We start from the raw sequence: 16,516 nt of genomic DNA, 5'->3' as shown, positions 1-16,516 counted from the left end.
GAATTAAAAAAATTATATTATCTAATAAAAACAAAATAAATAATCAATATAAGGAAAGAATCTTGAAGAAAAAAAGATTTTTAGTTGCAGGAGCAACAGGATATTTAGGTCAATATATTGTAAAAGAATTAAAAAAGCAAGATTACTTTGTAAGAGTATTAATTAGAGAGGAAAAACAAAAAGAGTTATTTTCAAATGTTGATGAGTTTTTTATTGCAGAAGTTACAAAACCTGAAACATTAAATAATATAGCTAATAATATTGATTATATTTTTTCAAGTATTGGTATTACTAGACAAAGAGATGGTTTAACTTATATGGATGTAGATTATCAAGGGAATAAAAATTTATTAAATGAAGCTATTAAATCAAATGTAACAAAATTTGAATATATCTCTGCTATAGATGGAGATAAATTTAAAAATTTAAAAATATTTGAAGCAAAAGAGAAGTTTGTTGAGGAATTAAAAAACTCATCATTAAAATATAGTATCATAAGACCAAATGGCTTTTTTTCAGATATGAAAGATTTTTTAAATATGGCAAAAAGAGGAAAGGTATATCTATTCTCAGATGGGCAATATAAACTTAATCCTATACATGGAGAAGATTTAGCAAAATTTTGTGTAAAAAAACTAATTTCAACTGGAAATGAAGAGGAACAAATAGGAGGTCCAGATATACTAACTCAAAATGAAATAGCTAAACTTGCACTAAAAGCTTGGAACAAAGAGATTAAAATAGTACATTTGCCTGATTTTATTAGAGTTCTTATTATAAAACTTCTTAGAATTTTCACTTCATCTAAAGTATATGGACCAATTGAATTTTTTTTAACTCTTTTGGCAAAAGACAATATTGCTTCTACCTATGGAGATAAAAGATTAGAAGACTTTTTTCAAGAACAAACAAAAGCTTAATATGAATTTTTCTAAGTAGTTTATGTATTTACTCTTTATTAATCTTTAAAGAGTAACATAATTTACACATAATCTAAAAAGGAGAAACTATGAGTGATGGGATAAAAAAATATAAACTTTATATAAATGGAGAGTTTATATCTACAAATGAAAATATTGAGGTAATTAATCCTTCAAGTAAACAAACAATATCTTATGTTCCAAAAGGTAGTGAAACTGACGTAAATAATGCAGTTGAAGCTGCAAACAAAGCACAGTCTTCTTGGGAAAAACTTCCTGCAATACAACGTGCAGAATATATCAAAAAAATCGCGCAAAAAATTAGAGAAAATGCTAATATGCTAGCAAAAACTATAAGTCAAGAGCAAGGTAAAGTTCTGAGTCTTGCTACAATAGAAGTTAATTTTACTGCTGATTATATGGATTATATGGCTGAATGGGCAAGAAGATATGAAGGGGAAATAATACAAAGTGATAGACCAAATGAAAATATCTTTTTATTTAAACTTCCTATTGGAGTAGCTGCAGGTATTTTACCTTGGAATTTCCCATTTTTCTTAATTGCAAGAAAACTTGCACCCGCTTTTGTAACAGGAAATACCATTGTTATAAAACCAAGTTCAGATACACCAAACAATGCTTTTGAATTTGCTAAATTAGTAGATGAAGTAGGATTACCAAAAGGAGTATTTAATCTTATTAGTGGTTCAGGATCTGAAGTAGGAGACAAACTCGCAGGACATGAAAAAGTTGGTATTGTAAGTTTTACAGGAAGTGTTCCAACTGGTGTAAAAATCATGGAATCAGCTGCAAAAAATGTAACAAAAGTATCGTTAGAATTAGGAGGGAAAGCACCTGCAATTGTAATGGCTGATGCAGATATTGACTTAGCCGTGGAAGCTATTAAAAACTCAAGAGTTATAAACAATGGACAAGTTTGTAATTGTGCAGAAAGAGTATATGTACACAAAAGTATAGAAAAAGAGTTTACATCTAAGATGATTAAAGCTATGAAAAGCACTACTTATGGTAATCCTTTAGAAGAGGAAGTGGATATGGGACCACTTATAAATCAAGAAGCAGTAAATCATGTCCAATCACTTGTAAATAAAGCAAAAGAGCAAGGTGCAACTATAGCACTTGGAGGAAAAATACCTAAAAGAGAAGATGGTTTTTATTATGAACCTACTGTTATTACAGATGTCACGCAAGATATGAATATTATTCATGAAGAGATATTTGGACCAGTTCTACCTATAGTTACATTTGAAACTTTTGATGAAGCAATCAATATGGCAAATGATAGTGAGTTTGGTCTTACTTCTTCAATATATACTCAAAATATTGATTTGGCTATGAGAGCGTGCAAAGAGATAAAATTTGGTGAAACATATATAAATAGAGAAAACTTTGAAGCAATGCAAGGTTTTCATGCGGGGTGGAGAAAATCAGGAATTGGAGGAGCTGATGGTAAACACGGCCTTGAAGAGTTTCTTCAAACAAAGGTAGTATATTTACAATACAACATGAATAAACAACAATAAAAATTAAGAGTTAGCATAAATGCTAACTCAGTTTTAAATTTTGAAAATCACTTGATGTCATACTCGGAATAAATTCTATAATTTCATATTCTGCAATTTTATTTATAGAAAATGGATCTTGAGATAATACTTTTTCTAATTTCTCTTTTGAAGATAATAAAGAAAGAATAATTCCCCCATTTCTAGGAACTTTTTTTCCTGATGCAATAAAATTATTTTTTGAATATTGTTCTTCTAAATATTTTACATGTAATGGCAAATAATTATCAACTATATCAAGTGGCTCTATATATGTTAAATTTATAATAAACATAATATTTATATCCTTTTATTTATATTAAAATGTAAGCACAAAATATTATAGCAATTGTGCCATTTTAAAAATATAAATCTAATTACATTTTTATTTATTTTTTACTTATCAAACTATAAAAAACTATAATTAAAGATATGAAAGACAATATTATTAATTGTAAAGTTACAAAATTCCAACCTCCAGCTTCCCAACATAATACTCCAATAAATGTACCAATTGAACCTCCAATAAACATACTAGACATATATGCTGTATTTATTCTGCTATGTGCTTTTTCATCCAAAGTAAAAATTTGAGAAATATTATTAACTTGTATTGATTGAAAACCTATATCCAAAAGTAAGGTTGCAAGAATAAAAGCATATAAACTTGTATCAAAAAATCTAATTAGAAATACAGAAATCATAATCATAACTACAGAAATTAGTTTTATTGCATTTGCATTTATTTTATCTGAAAGTTTTCCAACATAAGGAGCTAACATTGCTCCACCTATTGCTAATACACCAAAGAGTCCAATAATGTCACTATTGTAATAAAATGGTGCTTGACTTAACTTAAATGTTAAAGTAGTCCAAAAAGAACAAAAAATTCCAAAAGAAACTGCAATAAGCAAAGTATTTCTTCTAAGCAATGAAAATCTTTTTAACTGATAAATTGATGATTTTAGAAGTGAAAAGTAACTATTTGAAAAATGTGATTCCATATTTGGTAAGGTTTTTGAAATAAATATAATTGTAACAAAAACTAAAAGTGCAGATATCGCAAATATCATATGCCAATTCCCAAACCACTCAGTTACATAACCACTTAATGTTCTTGCTAATAATATTCCACTTAATAAGCCACTAAAAATAGTTCCTATAACCCTTCCCTTTTCTTTTCCACTCATCGCTGCAGCCATAGGAATAACAACTTGCGTTGAAACTGCAAATAGTCCAGCTAAAAGACTTAAAATATATAAAACAAATATGTTATTTAGAAAAGTAAGTCCTAATAAAGAGAGCCCTAATAAAATATGTAAAATTATAATTAGTTTTTTTCTATTCATTTTATCCCCAAGAGGACTTACAAAAAATAATCCTAAACCATATCCAATTTGAGAAAATGTAGGTAAATTTCCTACTGCTAAATGACTTATATTTAAATCTTCTGCAATATCACTTAAGATTGGTTGATTATAGTAAATATTTGCAACACTAATGCCTGCTGTTGCAGACATTACAAAAATTTGTTTTTTAGTAATCAATTATTTAACCTTTTTATTTTATTTGAAAGAATATTATCAAATAAATTATATTTTTTATATACAATATTCAATCAAAAAATAGTAAAATTCAAATAATTTATTTTATTGAGTCTCTAAATTTTTTAGGAGTTTGTTTAAAATGTTTTTTAAAAAAACTGATAAAATGAGAAGTCTCTTCAAACTTTAATGCATAAGCAATATCACTTATAGTCCAAGAAGTATGTTTTAGTAAAGCTATTGCTTCTTGGGCAAACCTATTTGCAATAATTTGAGAAGTAGTTTTACCAGTTGTACTTTTCAATGTTTTATTAAGATGATTTGTATGTATATTTAGTATAGACGAAAAGTCACTAGGTGCTTTTAATTCCACTCTTTGATAAGGCGATTCAATTGGAAATTGTCTTTGTAATATTTCATTAAATTTTGTTGTTATATTTATATTTGTATCTGCACTTTTATTTGATAGAAATTTTGGATCTAACCTCATTGTATAATGAATAAGTTCTAAAACTAGATTTCTTAATACATCATATTTATAAATATAAGTAGATTCAATTTCTTTAAACATTCTTTCATAAATATTCTCAATTTCTAATACATTTTGTTCAGTTAAAATAAAAGCTTTTTTAGCATCTAATTTAAATAGTGGATATTTCCTAATATCCATAGAATCAAAGAAAAAGTCTTTACTAAATATACAATAATATCCACCCAAATTTTCTTCTAATGTTTCCCATGAATAAGGCACAAGTGGATCAGATATCAAAAGTACATATTTGTCACTTTGAATAGTTTTTTCAGAGTAATGAATTTTCATTTTACCTTTTAATAATGATATTTTAAAAAAATCTCTTCTTCCAAATTTTATGGATTTTATTTTAGTTGTTCCTCTTTTAAAAACATTAAAATGCCCTAATTCATTTTCAAATGTTAAAGGAAGAGAATTAAACTTATGTTTATAAAAGTCTTCTATTTTTTCAATATTGTTATTCATAATAAAATATTACAAAAATCAAATATATAAAGTCAATTATTTTGATGCTTATTTATAACATTTAAATAAGTAAGATTCAGTTATAATTTTATAAATTTATTTCTCAGGGCAAGGTGAAATTCCTTACTGGTGGTAACTATAATTTTATAGAAGTCCACGAGCGCTTTACATTTGTAAAGGTCAAGCAGATTTGGTGCAAATCCAAAACCAACAGTTAAAGTCTGGATGAAAGAGAATATAAAAGTTTTACTACTGTTATTAAATATATACATATACACTTGTATGACTTACTATATAAAGCCCTGATTCAATAAGTTAATTCAATTAAGGGAATAAACTAAATGAATCAAAAAATTTCAAATTCAAATTTTAAACAAAATGTTCAAGCTGCTATAAAAGCGCTTCAAAATGGCAAAGGTGTTATCGTAAATGATGACAAAAATAGAGAAGATGAAGCAGATATTATATTTTATGCAAATACTATAACTGAAAAACAGATGGCTATTTTAATAAAAGAATGTAGTGGTATTGTATGCCTATGTCTAACTTCAAAAAAAGTAAATGAGTTACAACTTCCAATGATGGTTGAATCAAATAATTCAAAATATCAAACTCCTTTTACAATAACAATTGAATCAAAAGAAAATGTTACTACAGGTGTTAGTGCAAAAGATAGAGTTACTACAATCAAATCAGCAATAAAAAAAGATGGAATAAACCATATTGTATCTCCAGGACATGTATTTCCTTTAAGAGCTAGAGATAATGGTGTGTTTGAAAGACAAGGTCACACAGAAGCAAGTATTGATTTGATGAAATTGTCAAATTTAGAACCTGTCGCAGTTTTATGTGAACTCACAAATGAAGATGGAACTATGGCAAAAGGTGAAGATATAAAAAATATTGCAAAAAAATTTAATATGCCAATTCTTAGTGTAGAAGATATAATAGATTATAGAAAAGCAACAGAGAGTTAAAACTCTCTTTGCTTATGATGATTTTTTAACAAACTCTTGTTTTAGTTTGATTGCTCCAACTCCAGGTACTTTACAGTCAATATTATGATCGTCATTTCCATCAACTAGCCTAATTCCTTTGATTTTTGTACCTACTTTAATTCCAGAAGAACTACCTTTTACTTTTAAGTCTTTTACTACTGTTACATCATCTCCATCAGCTAAAACTGTTCCATTTGCGTCTTTTACAACTAAAACATCTTCTTCAACTTCTTCTACAGCATCTTTAGACCATTCGTGCGCACACTCTGGACAAATAAAAAGTGAACCATCCTCATAAGTATATTCACTGTTACATTTTGGACAATTTGGTAGTTGTTCCATCAAATTCCTTTAATTTTATTTAACTTGTATTATAACATAACTAAATTTATGCTAGTTTTATCAAATAAAATTTTACTAATGTTATTTTGATAATTCTTCTATATATTGTTTATACTCTTTTGCTCTTTTATCAAGTTCTTCATCACTAATAACAAATGATTCATAACAAACAAACTCTTTTTTATATTTCATCTGTATGTATTTTGCTGTACCTTCAAATGGTCTTAAAAACTCCGCAACTTCATACTCATTATTACCAGTAGAAGCAAACTCTTTTGAACTACTTCCTGTAGTAGTTGCAACAACAAAATCTTTATTTTTAAGATTATATTCTGTTCCATATGCAAAACCATATGTCAGTGTCACATCAAACCACTCTTTTAACAATGCAGGTGAACTTAACCAATACATAGGAAACTGAAAAATAATAACATCATGCTCTATTAAAAGTTTTTGTTCTCTCTCAAAATCAATTTTAAAATCTGGGTATTTTTCATATAAATTATTAATAGTTACATTATCTAACTTTGTAGCTTCACTTAATAATTGTTTATTTATTTTTGATTCTTTCATATTTGGATGAACCAAATTTATTAATACTTTTTTCATAATTACTCCTTAATTTTCAAAATTATATACATTATAGACATTTTTGTCAAATAGTGACTTTTATGTCAATATTGAATTATTATATTAACTTTGTTATACTAAATCAAAGGATAAAAATGTTTTGCGTAAATGGTAAAGAGTATGAGTGTGGAAGCAAAATTCCTATTGATTTATTAGATGATAAATGGAAATTTCTTATTTTATGGAATTTGTCACAAGGTGCATTGCGTTTAAGTGAACTTGCGCAAAAAATACCTGATACTTCACAAAGAACAATTAGTAGAAAACTAAAAGCATTAGAAGATTCATATTTAATAAAAAGAGAAGTTTATCCAGAAGTTCCACCAAAAGTTTTATACTCACTAAGTACATATGGTGAAGGTTTAGTTGAAATTTTTGAAGTTATGGCTAAATGGGGCGAGAATTATGCAAAGGGAATAAATAATAATTGATAAATTACTCTAACTACAAAAGTAGTTAGAGTAAATACTTTAATAAAGTTTTAGCATCTCAAATTGAAAATACCAAATACCAATTGATACAAAATATCCTACTAATATAGTCCAAGCATATTTCATATGACTACTAAATGTGTAAACACCTTTTAATTTCCCCATAACACCAACACCTGCAGCACTACCAAATGAGATTAAAGAACCTCCAATACCAGCTGTTAATGTAACTAATAGCCAGTTTGAAATATCCATATTTGGATTTGCTTTTAAAATAGCAGACATAACTGGAACATTATCTACAATTGCTGATAAGAACCCAACTGCAATATTTGATAAAGTTGGTCCTAAATGATTTGGATGATATACTACTGAAGCAAGAGTTAGCCAACCTACAAAATATAAAGCTCCAACTGCTGCTAAAATACCAAAGAAAAACATCAAAGTATTATTTTCAATTTTTGACATAGAATAGAAGATATTAAAGTGTTCACTTCCATATTTTTTTCTTAATTTAAATGAACAGAATTTTAATAACACTAAACCAAACATCATACCCCACATAGCTGGGAAATCTAAGAATTGGTGAGAAATAACTGCCATGACAATTGTAACAACACCTAAGAAAATGATAGTTTTTGCACCGTCTTTCATTTGAGGAACTTCAACTTTTGAATCAAATTCAGGTTTTGTTTTTGGAACAACAAGTGATAATAAAAATGCTGTTGCTAAATACCCTAAAACTGATGCAGGGAATAGATATAAAAAGTCCATAAATTGCCCCTTACCTGAAGTCCAAACCATCAAAGTTGTAATATCACCAAATGGAGACCACGCACCTCCCGCATTAGCTGCAACAACGATATTAATTGCACCTGGAACTAAGAACTCTTTTTTCTCTTTTTCAATTGTAATTAAAACAGTTGAAAGAATAAGTGCAGTTGTTAAGTTATCTGCAATTGGTGAAATGAAAAACGATAAGAAACCTGTAAGCCAAAAAAGTTTTCTATAACTATACCCTTTTGAAACTAGATTATATTTTAGCTTATCAAAAACACCCATATGAATAAGCGATTCGATATATGTCATAGCAACAAATAAGAAGAAGAAAATCTCTGCAATTTCCAATATAACTCTTTCTGCTTCTTCATGTACAAGTTTTATATCCAAATTATTTATATAAAAATAAAAAGCTATTAATAGAAAAGTAAAAATACCTACAAAAAGTGCAGGTAAAGACTTATCTACATCATATTTTTCTTCATTTGCGATGACGAAATACCCTATTACAAAAATTACAAGAGTTGCTATTCCAACCCATGTATTAGTCAAGTTTGGTGCTGTTTCTGTTGTAGTAGTTGCATATGCAACATTTGTAAAGAATAGAACCAAAGCACTGATAAATTTAAACATTTAATTCTCCAAAGATTTATAAGTATGTGTATTTAATAAATTAAATAAGGGAAAATAATATCATAAAGTTAGTAAAACTATTTAATCAATAATTAAATAAAGTATTTTTTTAAGAATTATATGTGTTTTTGAAACTATTTTTTAGTTTCAAAAACAAGTGGTTTTGAAGTATCATAACAAAGCTCATAATAGTTGTTATTATTGAAATCAAATTCATTTACAACTTCAAGTCCTAATTTATTTTTATGAGCATTAAATGATCTTCCATTTATTTTATTTATAAAAGTAACTAAAATTGGGTATCTTTCATTCATCTTTTTTCTTGCAAAATCAAAAATAGTTTTTAAAACATCAGTACCTCTTACACTTTTATCTACGCAAACTGGTCCGTATTGATATGAGTTATCTATTGTCAATTTTTCACATTGAAATTCAACACTATTTAATTGTTTTATCATATGTTCAAACATTGGCCATACTGACCAGAATTGCCAAGATGCAGCCATAACATAAGCTACAATTTTATCATCTTTTCTTGCAATAAAAAGCCCTTTTTCTTCTATTACTAATTTTTCTAATTGTTCTTTTGTAAAAGAAGTTGTAATAAAACCATCTTTTTTATCTTCTTGATTTATTGTATCAACTTGATATTTACTATGTAATTTTAAAACCTCATCTATATCATAAACATCCGCAACTTTTAATAACATATTCAATCCTATATTTTATAATTGATTCAGTTTAACCAAATATAGTAATTAAAGCAATCCAAAAATTGCTATTGTTAATTAATCTTTACTTCTTAATAAAATAAATGTTGAAAACGAAGATATTAAAATACCTATTATCATCCATATATTTATAAATTTAAATTCAAATACAAATAGAAGTATTGAAATAGTTGCAGGATTTAAATAAATATAAGACATAACTTTTTTAGGTCCTAAAACTATTGTACCTTTTTGATAAAGATATGAAGTGACAAGTGTTGCAGCAATACTTAAATATGCTATTGATAAAAACTGTGAACTTCCAATTTTATTCCATTCTAATGGGATATGAAAAACAATCAAAGCAATACTCATCCAAATAATTCCTCCTGTAAGAGTTAGAAATACTAATACCACTAATTCATCATCTTTTTTATGAAAATATTTTGCACTTATTGCATATAAACTCATACAAAAAATAGCTGCAATAAACAGCAAATCACCTTTGTTTAAATCCAAAGATAAAAACATCTGTAAGTTACCTTTAAATACAACAATACATGTTCCAATAATCCCTAAAAAATATACTAAATAATATTTTGGCGGTATTTTTTGTTTAAATACAAAAATAGAAATAATTGCTGTAAGTAAAGGAACCAAAGTATATAGTGTTCCCGTATTAAGTGCAGTTGTATACTCTAAAGATTTAAATAATCCTATAAAATATAGTGAATAAAAAAAACTAATTATCATTGCTCTTTTAAAAGTTGTTTTTATTTTTTGTCTTAAACTTTTATTTAATAAAACAAAAGGAGCTAATAAAACTGAAGCTATAACAAATCTAAGTAATGTAATAGAAATAGGATCAATTATTCCTGATACTTTTTGAGATACTATAAATGAACCACCTACTAAAAAAGTAGCTAGTAATATTATCATGTGAGCATTTAACTCTTTTGACATTTTTTTCCTTTTTTATTTGAATAGTATATAAATAATATTTTTTTGTCATTTACCTATGTTGATTTTTTTTTAATTTATGCTATGCTTTTATAAAAAAATACGAGAAACTATGACTATAGATAAAAATAAAATTTTTAATTCTTTAAAAGATACACTTAATTCATATACTAAAATTTCTGATACAACGTGGAAAGATATAAAAAATATCTGTAAAATAAGAGAAATAAAGAAAAATAATTATGCATTTGAACTTTATGATAATGTAGATTGTATATCATATGTATATAAAGGGCTTTTTAGAACAGTTACAACAAATGAACATGCAGAAGAGTACACAAACAATTTCTTTTGGGAAAATAGGTTTTATGGGCCTATGGTTGCTTTACTCACAAATACTGCAAATACTTCATCTGTTCAAGCTATTGAAGATTCAATTGTAATTGATATAAATCACACCAAATATAGACAATTATTAGAAAAATACGAAGATTTGAAAATATACCATATCTTATATATAGAAAAACATTGGATAATACAAAAAGATCATATTTCTAATGCTTTAGTATTAGAAAATGCAAAAGCTAGATACCAAAGATTCTTAAATGAGTTTGAACATATAGTATCAAGACTATCGCAATATCACATAGCTTCATATTTAGGTATTTCTCCTACACATTTAAGTAGAATAAGAAAATCTTTGAATCAAGACTAATGCTCTTGGCAGATTGATATTCCCATTTTCAAAAATCCTGTAAATGCAGCATTATCGTAAAGTAGTGATTTTTTAACCTCTTTTTTTATAGAAGTTAATGCCTTTGAATAGTTTTTATAAAACTCATAAGTTGGTCTTGGTTTATATGTTAAATTTTCTAACTCTAAATAATCTATAATCATTTTAGTTGTTGTTGGTTTTACAAAGTATTCTCTTTTTCTTTTTAAAGCATAAGGTATAAGTGTAACTAAAGTCCATTTTCCAAGATTATATTCTGCTAAAAACTCAACTAATCCATTAAATCCATTTTTTTTATTTCCATGTATCAATTCATATAACTCAATACTTAACATATCTTTTTGATAAATATCCATTGATTTTAAAGCATCTCTTAATTTTGCTTTATCAAAAAGTGAAACCATAGGTGAACGAGATATTACTTTCATAAATCCTTCACATATTATTTGTGGTTGAGAAAAGTTTTCTTCTTTGAAATACTCTTTTGCTACTTCTTCTAATTTTTCTGGATTAAATTTTTTTATCATTGGTATTAATTTTTCATCTTTAAATGCTTTTGGATAAACTTCTAAAAACTCTGCTTCTACATCTTTTAATTTCTCTTTATTCATAAATACCTCATTTCGTTGTGATGAAATTATATCAAAACAATAAAAATATTGTTTCTTAAAAGAAATTATAATACTCTAATACAATTTAAAAAAAAAGAACTTTTATGTTAAAAAATATTTCTATTATTTTTATTCCAATTTTCATATATACTATCCTTTCAAATTTCGTAATTGAACAAAAAGATTTGATTCTTATAACTACAGTTGCCACAACTATTATATTTTGGGCTACAGCTTTAGTTCCTAGTTTTTTTAGTTCATTATTATTTTTATTTTCTTGTAGCGTATTTTCATTAAGTTCAAAAGAGTTAATATTCTCTGGTTTTGCATCTTCTGCATTTTGGTTAGTATTTTCAGGTATGCTTATTGCAGCAGCTATAAAAAATGTAAATTTAACTAGTAGATTTTCTAAGTACTTTTCAAATTTAAAAAATATTAATTATCTAAATATTCTTATAACTATTTGTATCTTTTCATCTATTTTTAGTTTTGTTATGCCCTCAAGTGTAGGAAGAGTTGTTTTGATGGTTCCTATTGCTATTGCTGTTGCAAATAGTTTTGGATTTAAAGAACATGATAAAGGATATATTGGTATATTGCTTATGTTTATTCTTTCTACTTCAATGTCTGGATTTTCTATACTTCCTGCAAATGTACCAAATATGATATTATCAGGATTAACTTCTCAGATATACCATACAGAAATTTTATATTCTCACTATTTGATTACAAACTTTTTGATATTTGGAATTATAAAAAATATCATAATTATCACTTTAATTTATAAATTTTTTAATGACACCCCAAAATTAATAGAACAGAATAAAACAAAAGTTAGATTTTCAAAAAATGAGATAATTCTGCTTCTTACTATCTTAATTATGATATGTTTTTGGGCTACTGATTTTATTCATAAAATACAACCAAATACAATTGCTATTTGTGGAGTTCTATTCTTAGCTCTTCCATTTGTAGGTATTATTAAAACAGAAGATGTCAATGGTATCAAGTTTTCATCACTTCTATTTGTAGCAACAATAATAGGTTTAGGAACAGTTGTTGCTCATAATAGCTATATAAAAACTCTTTTAACTGATATTATTAATTTATATACACCATCTTCTTATGCTGTATTTGATTATATTAAAGTTACTTTATTTATGTCTTTATCTGGAATATTTACTACTCAACCAACTATTCCTGCTATATTTACACCAATGGCAGAACAAATAAGTAATGTAACAGGTTTTAGTTTGGATCAAGTATTTATGATGGAAGTTGCTGCTTATTCAAATATATTTTTTGCACATCAAGCACCACCACTTATTGTAGGTCTTGCACTCTCTAAAATAAAACAAAAATATGTAATAAAAACCTTATTTGCAACAGCTATCATTACAGTTGTTTTTTTATATCCATTGCAATATTTTTGGGTAGAGTTTCTAAAGCTATTTTAATAACTTTAGAAACTTATGTTATTTAAGAAATTCTAAGCCAGTTTTTGCATCTTTCATAGCAAGTTTAATATAATCAATTGATTCTTCTAATTTTTTAGTTTCCCATTCATTTAAAGATACATCAATTTGTTTTATAACACCTTCTCTACCAATGATACAAGGCATACTTAAAGCAACATCTCCATCATGACCATATTGACCTCTTAAAGTAGTTGAAGTTGGATATACACTTCTTTCATCTAATAATACAGCTTGTGCCATTGTAACTGCTGCTTGCGCAACACCTGCATTTGTCCAACCTTTACCATTCATAACTTTATATGCTTCACTAATTATCTCTTTTTGAATTTTTTCAGCATGAATAATTGAATCTTTTTCATCAAAATATTTATTCAAATCACTAAAAGAAATACCTGCAACATTTAATCTACTAAGTACAGGAAAGGCAGTTTTTCCATGTTCTCCCATCATATATCCAGTTACTGATTTTGGATCAATATTATACATATCTGCAACTACTTTTCGTAATCTTGCAGAATCAAGCATAGTTCCTGTACCAAAAACTCTACCTTTTGGATAACCAAACTCATTTTCAGCTATATAAACCATAGTATCAAGTGGATTTGTAATAAGTATAATAATAGCATCTTTTGTATATTTTGTAATACCTGTCATAACTTCTCTTATAACTTCACAATTAATTTTTGTTAATTGTGCTCTATCTGGTTCTGCTTTTGAATCATTTTTATCTGGAATTACACTAGGACCAGCTGCAACTACAATAATATCTGCATCTTCACACTGTTCATACCCACCACTTGTAACATCAATATTATTCATATACGTCATAGCAGTTGCTTGTGCTTGATCAACTGCTTCACCAAATGCAACGTTATTTAAAATATCAATTACACCAATTTTTCCAAATAATCCGATTTTCATCGCATCTGCTAAAACATATGACCCAACATGTCCTGCACCTATAACTACTAATTTATTTGTATGCATAAAATTTTCTCCCTTATGCTATAAAATCTTTTGAACTATCAAAAGAATCAAATGATAGTAAGCCACTTAAATTAAATATTTTTGTAGAATTTTATTATTTTAATATAGACTATATTTTATCTGTAGACTTCTAATAGCGCATATATTCTAAATTAATCTTTATTAATTTCCTTTTAAAAGGAGATTTTTTCTTTTTTTATAGTATTTTTAAGTACTTAAAATAGGAGATTTTTTTGATAAAAGAGTTCATTATATATTTTTTAGCAGCATTTTTTGAAATATTTGGATGCTATAGTTTTTGGATGGTTTTTAAACTTGAAAAATCATCTTTTTGGCTTTTTGCTGGAATGATATCACTTATATGTTTTGCATTTTTACTTACGAAAGTTAATTTAGAGTTTGCAGGAAGAGCCTATGCAATTTATGGAGGTATTTACATTGTATCTTCACTTTTCTGGTTATTTTTTGTAGAGAAACAAAGCTTTACTAAATATGATATTGTAGGAACACTTATAATATTTGTAGGTATTTGTACTATTTTACTTGGAAATCAAAAGCTTTTAAATAGTTAAACTATTTTAAAGCTTCTTTCACTGCTTCAAGAGCATGAATATGTGTAGTATCAAAAAGTTTTATATTAGTATCTTCTTGGCATATAAGCATACCAATTTCGGTACAACCTAATATAATACCTTCCGCACCTTGATTGTGTAATTTTTGCATTATTCTTAAATACTGTTTTTTTGACTCTTCTTTTATAATTCCAAGACATAACTGTTCATATATAATCTTATGAATAATTTGAATATCATCATCATTTGGAACTATAACTTCAATATCAAAATTATTTGAGATAGTATCTTTATAAAACTCTTGATTCATTGTAAAAGCAGTACCTAACAACCCTACTTTTTTAATACCTTCTTCTTGAAGTTTTTTTCCAGTCGCATTTGCAATATGAAGTATAGGAATATTTATATTTTGTTCAATAATAGATGCAACTTTATGCATTGTATTTGTACAAATAACTATAAAATCAGCACTTGCATTTTCTAAGTTTTTGGCTGCATTACTTAATATCTTTGCTGTTTCATCCCACTTTCCAAGATGTTGAAGTTTTTCTATCTCTTCAAAATCTACACTATAAAGCACAATTTTTGCACTGTGTAAGCCACCTAATTGCTCTTTAATCTCTTCATTTATTTTTTTATAATACAAAGCAGTACTTTCCCAACTCATTCCACCAAGTAATCCTATAGTTTTCATCTTATTCCTTAAATTTTTACAATATCAATCAGTTAAATAATACTCAACAGTTGAAACAACTCTTATTTTTTTAATTTGTGGGTTATTTTTATCTCTTTGTGAGATTGAAAATTGACCTTGTGAGGCTTTTTTTATTTTTCCTAATTTACTTTTAGAATCTATTGCAAACTTTTGAGCTACTTCTCTAGCTTTTTTTGTGGCTTCTTCTATCATTTTAGGTTTTATTTCATTTAATTTTGTAAAAATATACTCAGTTCTATTACCATAATTATTTCCTGCAAATAAGATACCCTGCTTTCCAAGTTTTGATATAGATTTTTTTACACTTCGAACAATATCAATATTTTTTGAATATACTGTAATTGTTTGCTTTGCATTGTATCTGTATTTTATCTTTTCATTTCCATATTGTTGTGCAACTTTATCTGTTATTTTTGGTGCAGAAAAACTTATTTCACTTTTTTCTATACCATTTGAAATCAAGAAATTATAAATTTTTTTATTGTTCTTATCTATAGAATCATACATTTTTTCAAGATTATTATTAACTTCAGTATATGAAATAGGCCATATTACAATATCTGCTTTATACTCTTTTTGGGATAAACCTTTTACTTTTACACTTCTATCATATTGTTTATACTCAACAACTGCACTTTTAAAAAAATATCCCAAAGTACTCAAACCTAAGAATATAAATACTCCTAAAATAAAAAAACCTGTCTTATTTTTTTGTTGCATCTTATCTTCCTTTTATTTTAATATTTATAAATAATAAAAAAACTTCCAATATTACAATCACTAAATAGACTTAAAACAGTGATAATTTTATAAAAATATTATATCTCTTTATTGTCAATTAATACATGTTTTTGTTGTTTATTAATAATCGATAAAGCTTTTGAGCTTAAAGCCAAAATACATATATATGATA

Annotated in this window: 19 protein-coding genes and 1 riboswitch; of the genes, 7 read left to right on the top strand and 12 right to left on the bottom strand. The window is 26.5% G+C overall.

The window, feature by feature from the left end; genetic code table 11:
• The first annotated feature begins 62 nt into the window (after positions 1-62).
• Entirely contained in the window at positions 63-920 is an 858-nt protein-coding gene (locus CRU93_RS08165) for an SDR family oxidoreductase (protein ID WP_129103704.1), read from the top strand.
• Between the two features lie 101 nt (positions 921-1,021).
• Complete coding sequence (gene aldA / locus CRU93_RS08160) at positions 1,022-2,464, top strand: aldehyde dehydrogenase (RefSeq protein ID WP_129103746.1); 1,443 nt, start codon at positions 1,022-1,024, stop codon at positions 2,462-2,464.
• A 22-nt stretch (positions 2,465-2,486) separates the two neighbouring features.
• Here the strand turns inward: aldA and CRU93_RS08155 are convergent, their stop codons facing one another.
• The 3 genes from CRU93_RS08155 to CRU93_RS08145 all read right to left on the bottom strand — a co-directional run bounded on the left by CRU93_RS08155 (position 2,487) and on the right by CRU93_RS08145 (position 5,023).
• A complete protein-coding gene (locus CRU93_RS08155) occupies positions 2,487-2,777 on the bottom strand; it encodes a YciI family protein (protein WP_129103703.1) in 291 nt (96 codons plus the stop codon).
• 94 nt (positions 2,778-2,871) lie between these two features.
• Positions 2,872-4,029, bottom strand: coding sequence for an MFS transporter (locus CRU93_RS08150; RefSeq protein WP_129103702.1), 1,158 nt, complete (start codon positions 4,027-4,029; stop codon positions 2,872-2,874).
• A gap of 97 nt (positions 4,030-4,126) precedes the next feature.
• Positions 4,127-5,023 carry an AraC family transcriptional regulator gene (locus tag CRU93_RS08145; protein WP_129103701.1) on the bottom strand — a complete coding sequence of 299 codons (897 nt, stop codon included), beginning with the start codon at positions 5,021-5,023 and terminating at the stop codon, positions 4,127-4,129.
• Between the two features lie 95 nt (positions 5,024-5,118).
• Positions 5,119-5,264, top strand: a riboswitch (FMN riboswitch).
• A 100-nt stretch (positions 5,265-5,364) separates the two neighbouring features.
• On the opposite strand from CRU93_RS08145, the gene ribB reads away from it, so the two are divergent.
• Positions 5,365-6,000 (top strand): 3,4-dihydroxy-2-butanone-4-phosphate synthase, encoded by a 636-nt coding sequence (gene ribB / locus CRU93_RS08140; RefSeq protein WP_129103700.1) that lies wholly within the window; start codon positions 5,365-5,367, stop codon positions 5,998-6,000.
• Between the two features lie 12 nt (positions 6,001-6,012).
• On the opposite strand, the gene CRU93_RS08135 is transcribed toward ribB, so the two are convergent.
• Entirely contained in the window at positions 6,013-6,363 is a 351-nt protein-coding gene (locus CRU93_RS08135) for a zinc ribbon domain-containing protein YjdM (RefSeq protein WP_129103699.1), read from the bottom strand.
• An 81-nt stretch (positions 6,364-6,444) separates the two neighbouring features.
• On the bottom strand, positions 6,445-6,972 hold the full coding sequence (locus CRU93_RS08130) for an NAD(P)H-dependent oxidoreductase (RefSeq protein WP_129103698.1): 528 nt from the start codon (positions 6,970-6,972) through the stop codon (positions 6,445-6,447).
• Positions 6,973-7,088: 116 nt separating this feature from the next.
• Here CRU93_RS08130 and CRU93_RS08125 point away from each other — a divergent pair, with 116 nt between their 5' ends.
• The gene (locus CRU93_RS08125) at positions 7,089-7,424 is read left to right on the top strand and encodes a helix-turn-helix domain-containing protein (RefSeq protein ID WP_129103697.1); all 336 of its coding nucleotides are present in this window, start codon (positions 7,089-7,091) and stop codon (positions 7,422-7,424) included.
• A 39-nt stretch (positions 7,425-7,463) separates the two neighbouring features.
• Here CRU93_RS08125 and nhaD read toward each other — a convergent pair whose 3' ends face one another.
• The 3 genes from nhaD to CRU93_RS08110 all read right to left on the bottom strand — a co-directional run bounded on the left by nhaD (position 7,464) and on the right by CRU93_RS08110 (position 10,510).
• The gene (gene nhaD, locus CRU93_RS08120) at positions 7,464-8,837 is read right to left on the bottom strand and encodes a sodium:proton antiporter NhaD (RefSeq protein WP_129103696.1); all 1,374 of its coding nucleotides are present in this window, start codon (positions 8,835-8,837) and stop codon (positions 7,464-7,466) included.
• A gap of 134 nt (positions 8,838-8,971) precedes the next feature.
• Positions 8,972-9,547, bottom strand: coding sequence for a GNAT family acetyltransferase (locus tag CRU93_RS08115; RefSeq protein WP_129103695.1), 576 nt, complete (start codon positions 9,545-9,547; stop codon positions 8,972-8,974).
• 78 nt (positions 9,548-9,625) lie between these two features.
• Positions 9,626-10,510: a DMT family transporter gene (locus CRU93_RS08110; protein ID WP_129103694.1), complete on the bottom strand. Its 885-nt coding sequence runs from the start codon at positions 10,508-10,510 to the stop codon at positions 9,626-9,628.
• A gap of 109 nt (positions 10,511-10,619) precedes the next feature.
• On the opposite strand from CRU93_RS08110, the gene CRU93_RS08105 reads away from it, so the two are divergent.
• Positions 10,620-11,222 (top strand): Crp/Fnr family transcriptional regulator, encoded by a 603-nt coding sequence (locus tag CRU93_RS08105; protein ID WP_129103693.1) that lies wholly within the window; start codon positions 10,620-10,622, stop codon positions 11,220-11,222.
• Here CRU93_RS08105 and CRU93_RS08100 read toward each other — a convergent pair.
• Positions 11,219-11,851 (bottom strand): hypothetical protein, encoded by a 633-nt coding sequence (locus CRU93_RS08100; protein WP_129103692.1) that lies wholly within the window; start codon positions 11,849-11,851, stop codon positions 11,219-11,221. The two genes, CRU93_RS08105 and CRU93_RS08100, sit on opposite strands and share 4 nt — an antisense overlap.
• 104 nt (positions 11,852-11,955) lie before the next feature.
• Between CRU93_RS08100 and CRU93_RS08095 the strand changes: the two genes are divergently transcribed.
• On the top strand, positions 11,956-13,308 hold the full coding sequence (locus CRU93_RS08095; RefSeq protein ID WP_129103691.1) for an SLC13 family permease: 1,353 nt from the start codon (positions 11,956-11,958) through the stop codon (positions 13,306-13,308).
• A gap of 18 nt (positions 13,309-13,326) precedes the next feature.
• On the opposite strand, the gene CRU93_RS08090 is transcribed toward CRU93_RS08095, so the two are convergent.
• Entirely contained in the window at positions 13,327-14,316 is a 990-nt protein-coding gene (locus CRU93_RS08090) for an L-lactate dehydrogenase (RefSeq protein ID WP_129103690.1), read from the bottom strand.
• A gap of 233 nt (positions 14,317-14,549) precedes the next feature.
• Between CRU93_RS08090 and CRU93_RS08085 the strand changes: the two genes are divergently transcribed.
• Positions 14,550-14,888, top strand: a complete 339-nt coding sequence (locus CRU93_RS08085; protein ID WP_258238865.1) for a YnfA family protein — start codon at positions 14,550-14,552, stop codon at positions 14,886-14,888.
• Position 14,889: 1 nt separating this feature from the next.
• Here CRU93_RS08085 and CRU93_RS08080 read toward each other — a convergent pair whose 3' ends face one another.
• Positions 14,890-15,582, bottom strand: a complete 693-nt coding sequence (locus CRU93_RS08080; RefSeq protein WP_129103689.1) for an aspartate/glutamate racemase family protein — start codon at positions 15,580-15,582, stop codon at positions 14,890-14,892.
• A gap of 24 nt (positions 15,583-15,606) precedes the next feature.
• The gene (locus CRU93_RS08075; protein ID WP_129103688.1) at positions 15,607-16,323 is read right to left on the bottom strand and encodes an SIMPL domain-containing protein; all 717 of its coding nucleotides are present in this window, start codon (positions 16,321-16,323) and stop codon (positions 15,607-15,609) included.
• Positions 16,324-16,516 lie beyond the last annotated feature (193 nt).

Source organism: Arcobacter sp. CECT 8985, assembly GCF_004116495.1.
Taxonomy (GTDB): Bacteria; Campylobacterota; Campylobacteria; order Campylobacterales; family Arcobacteraceae; genus Malaciobacter.
The sequence above is the reverse complement of the archived record's forward strand: the minus strand, read 5'-3'. Positions and strand labels throughout refer to the sequence as shown.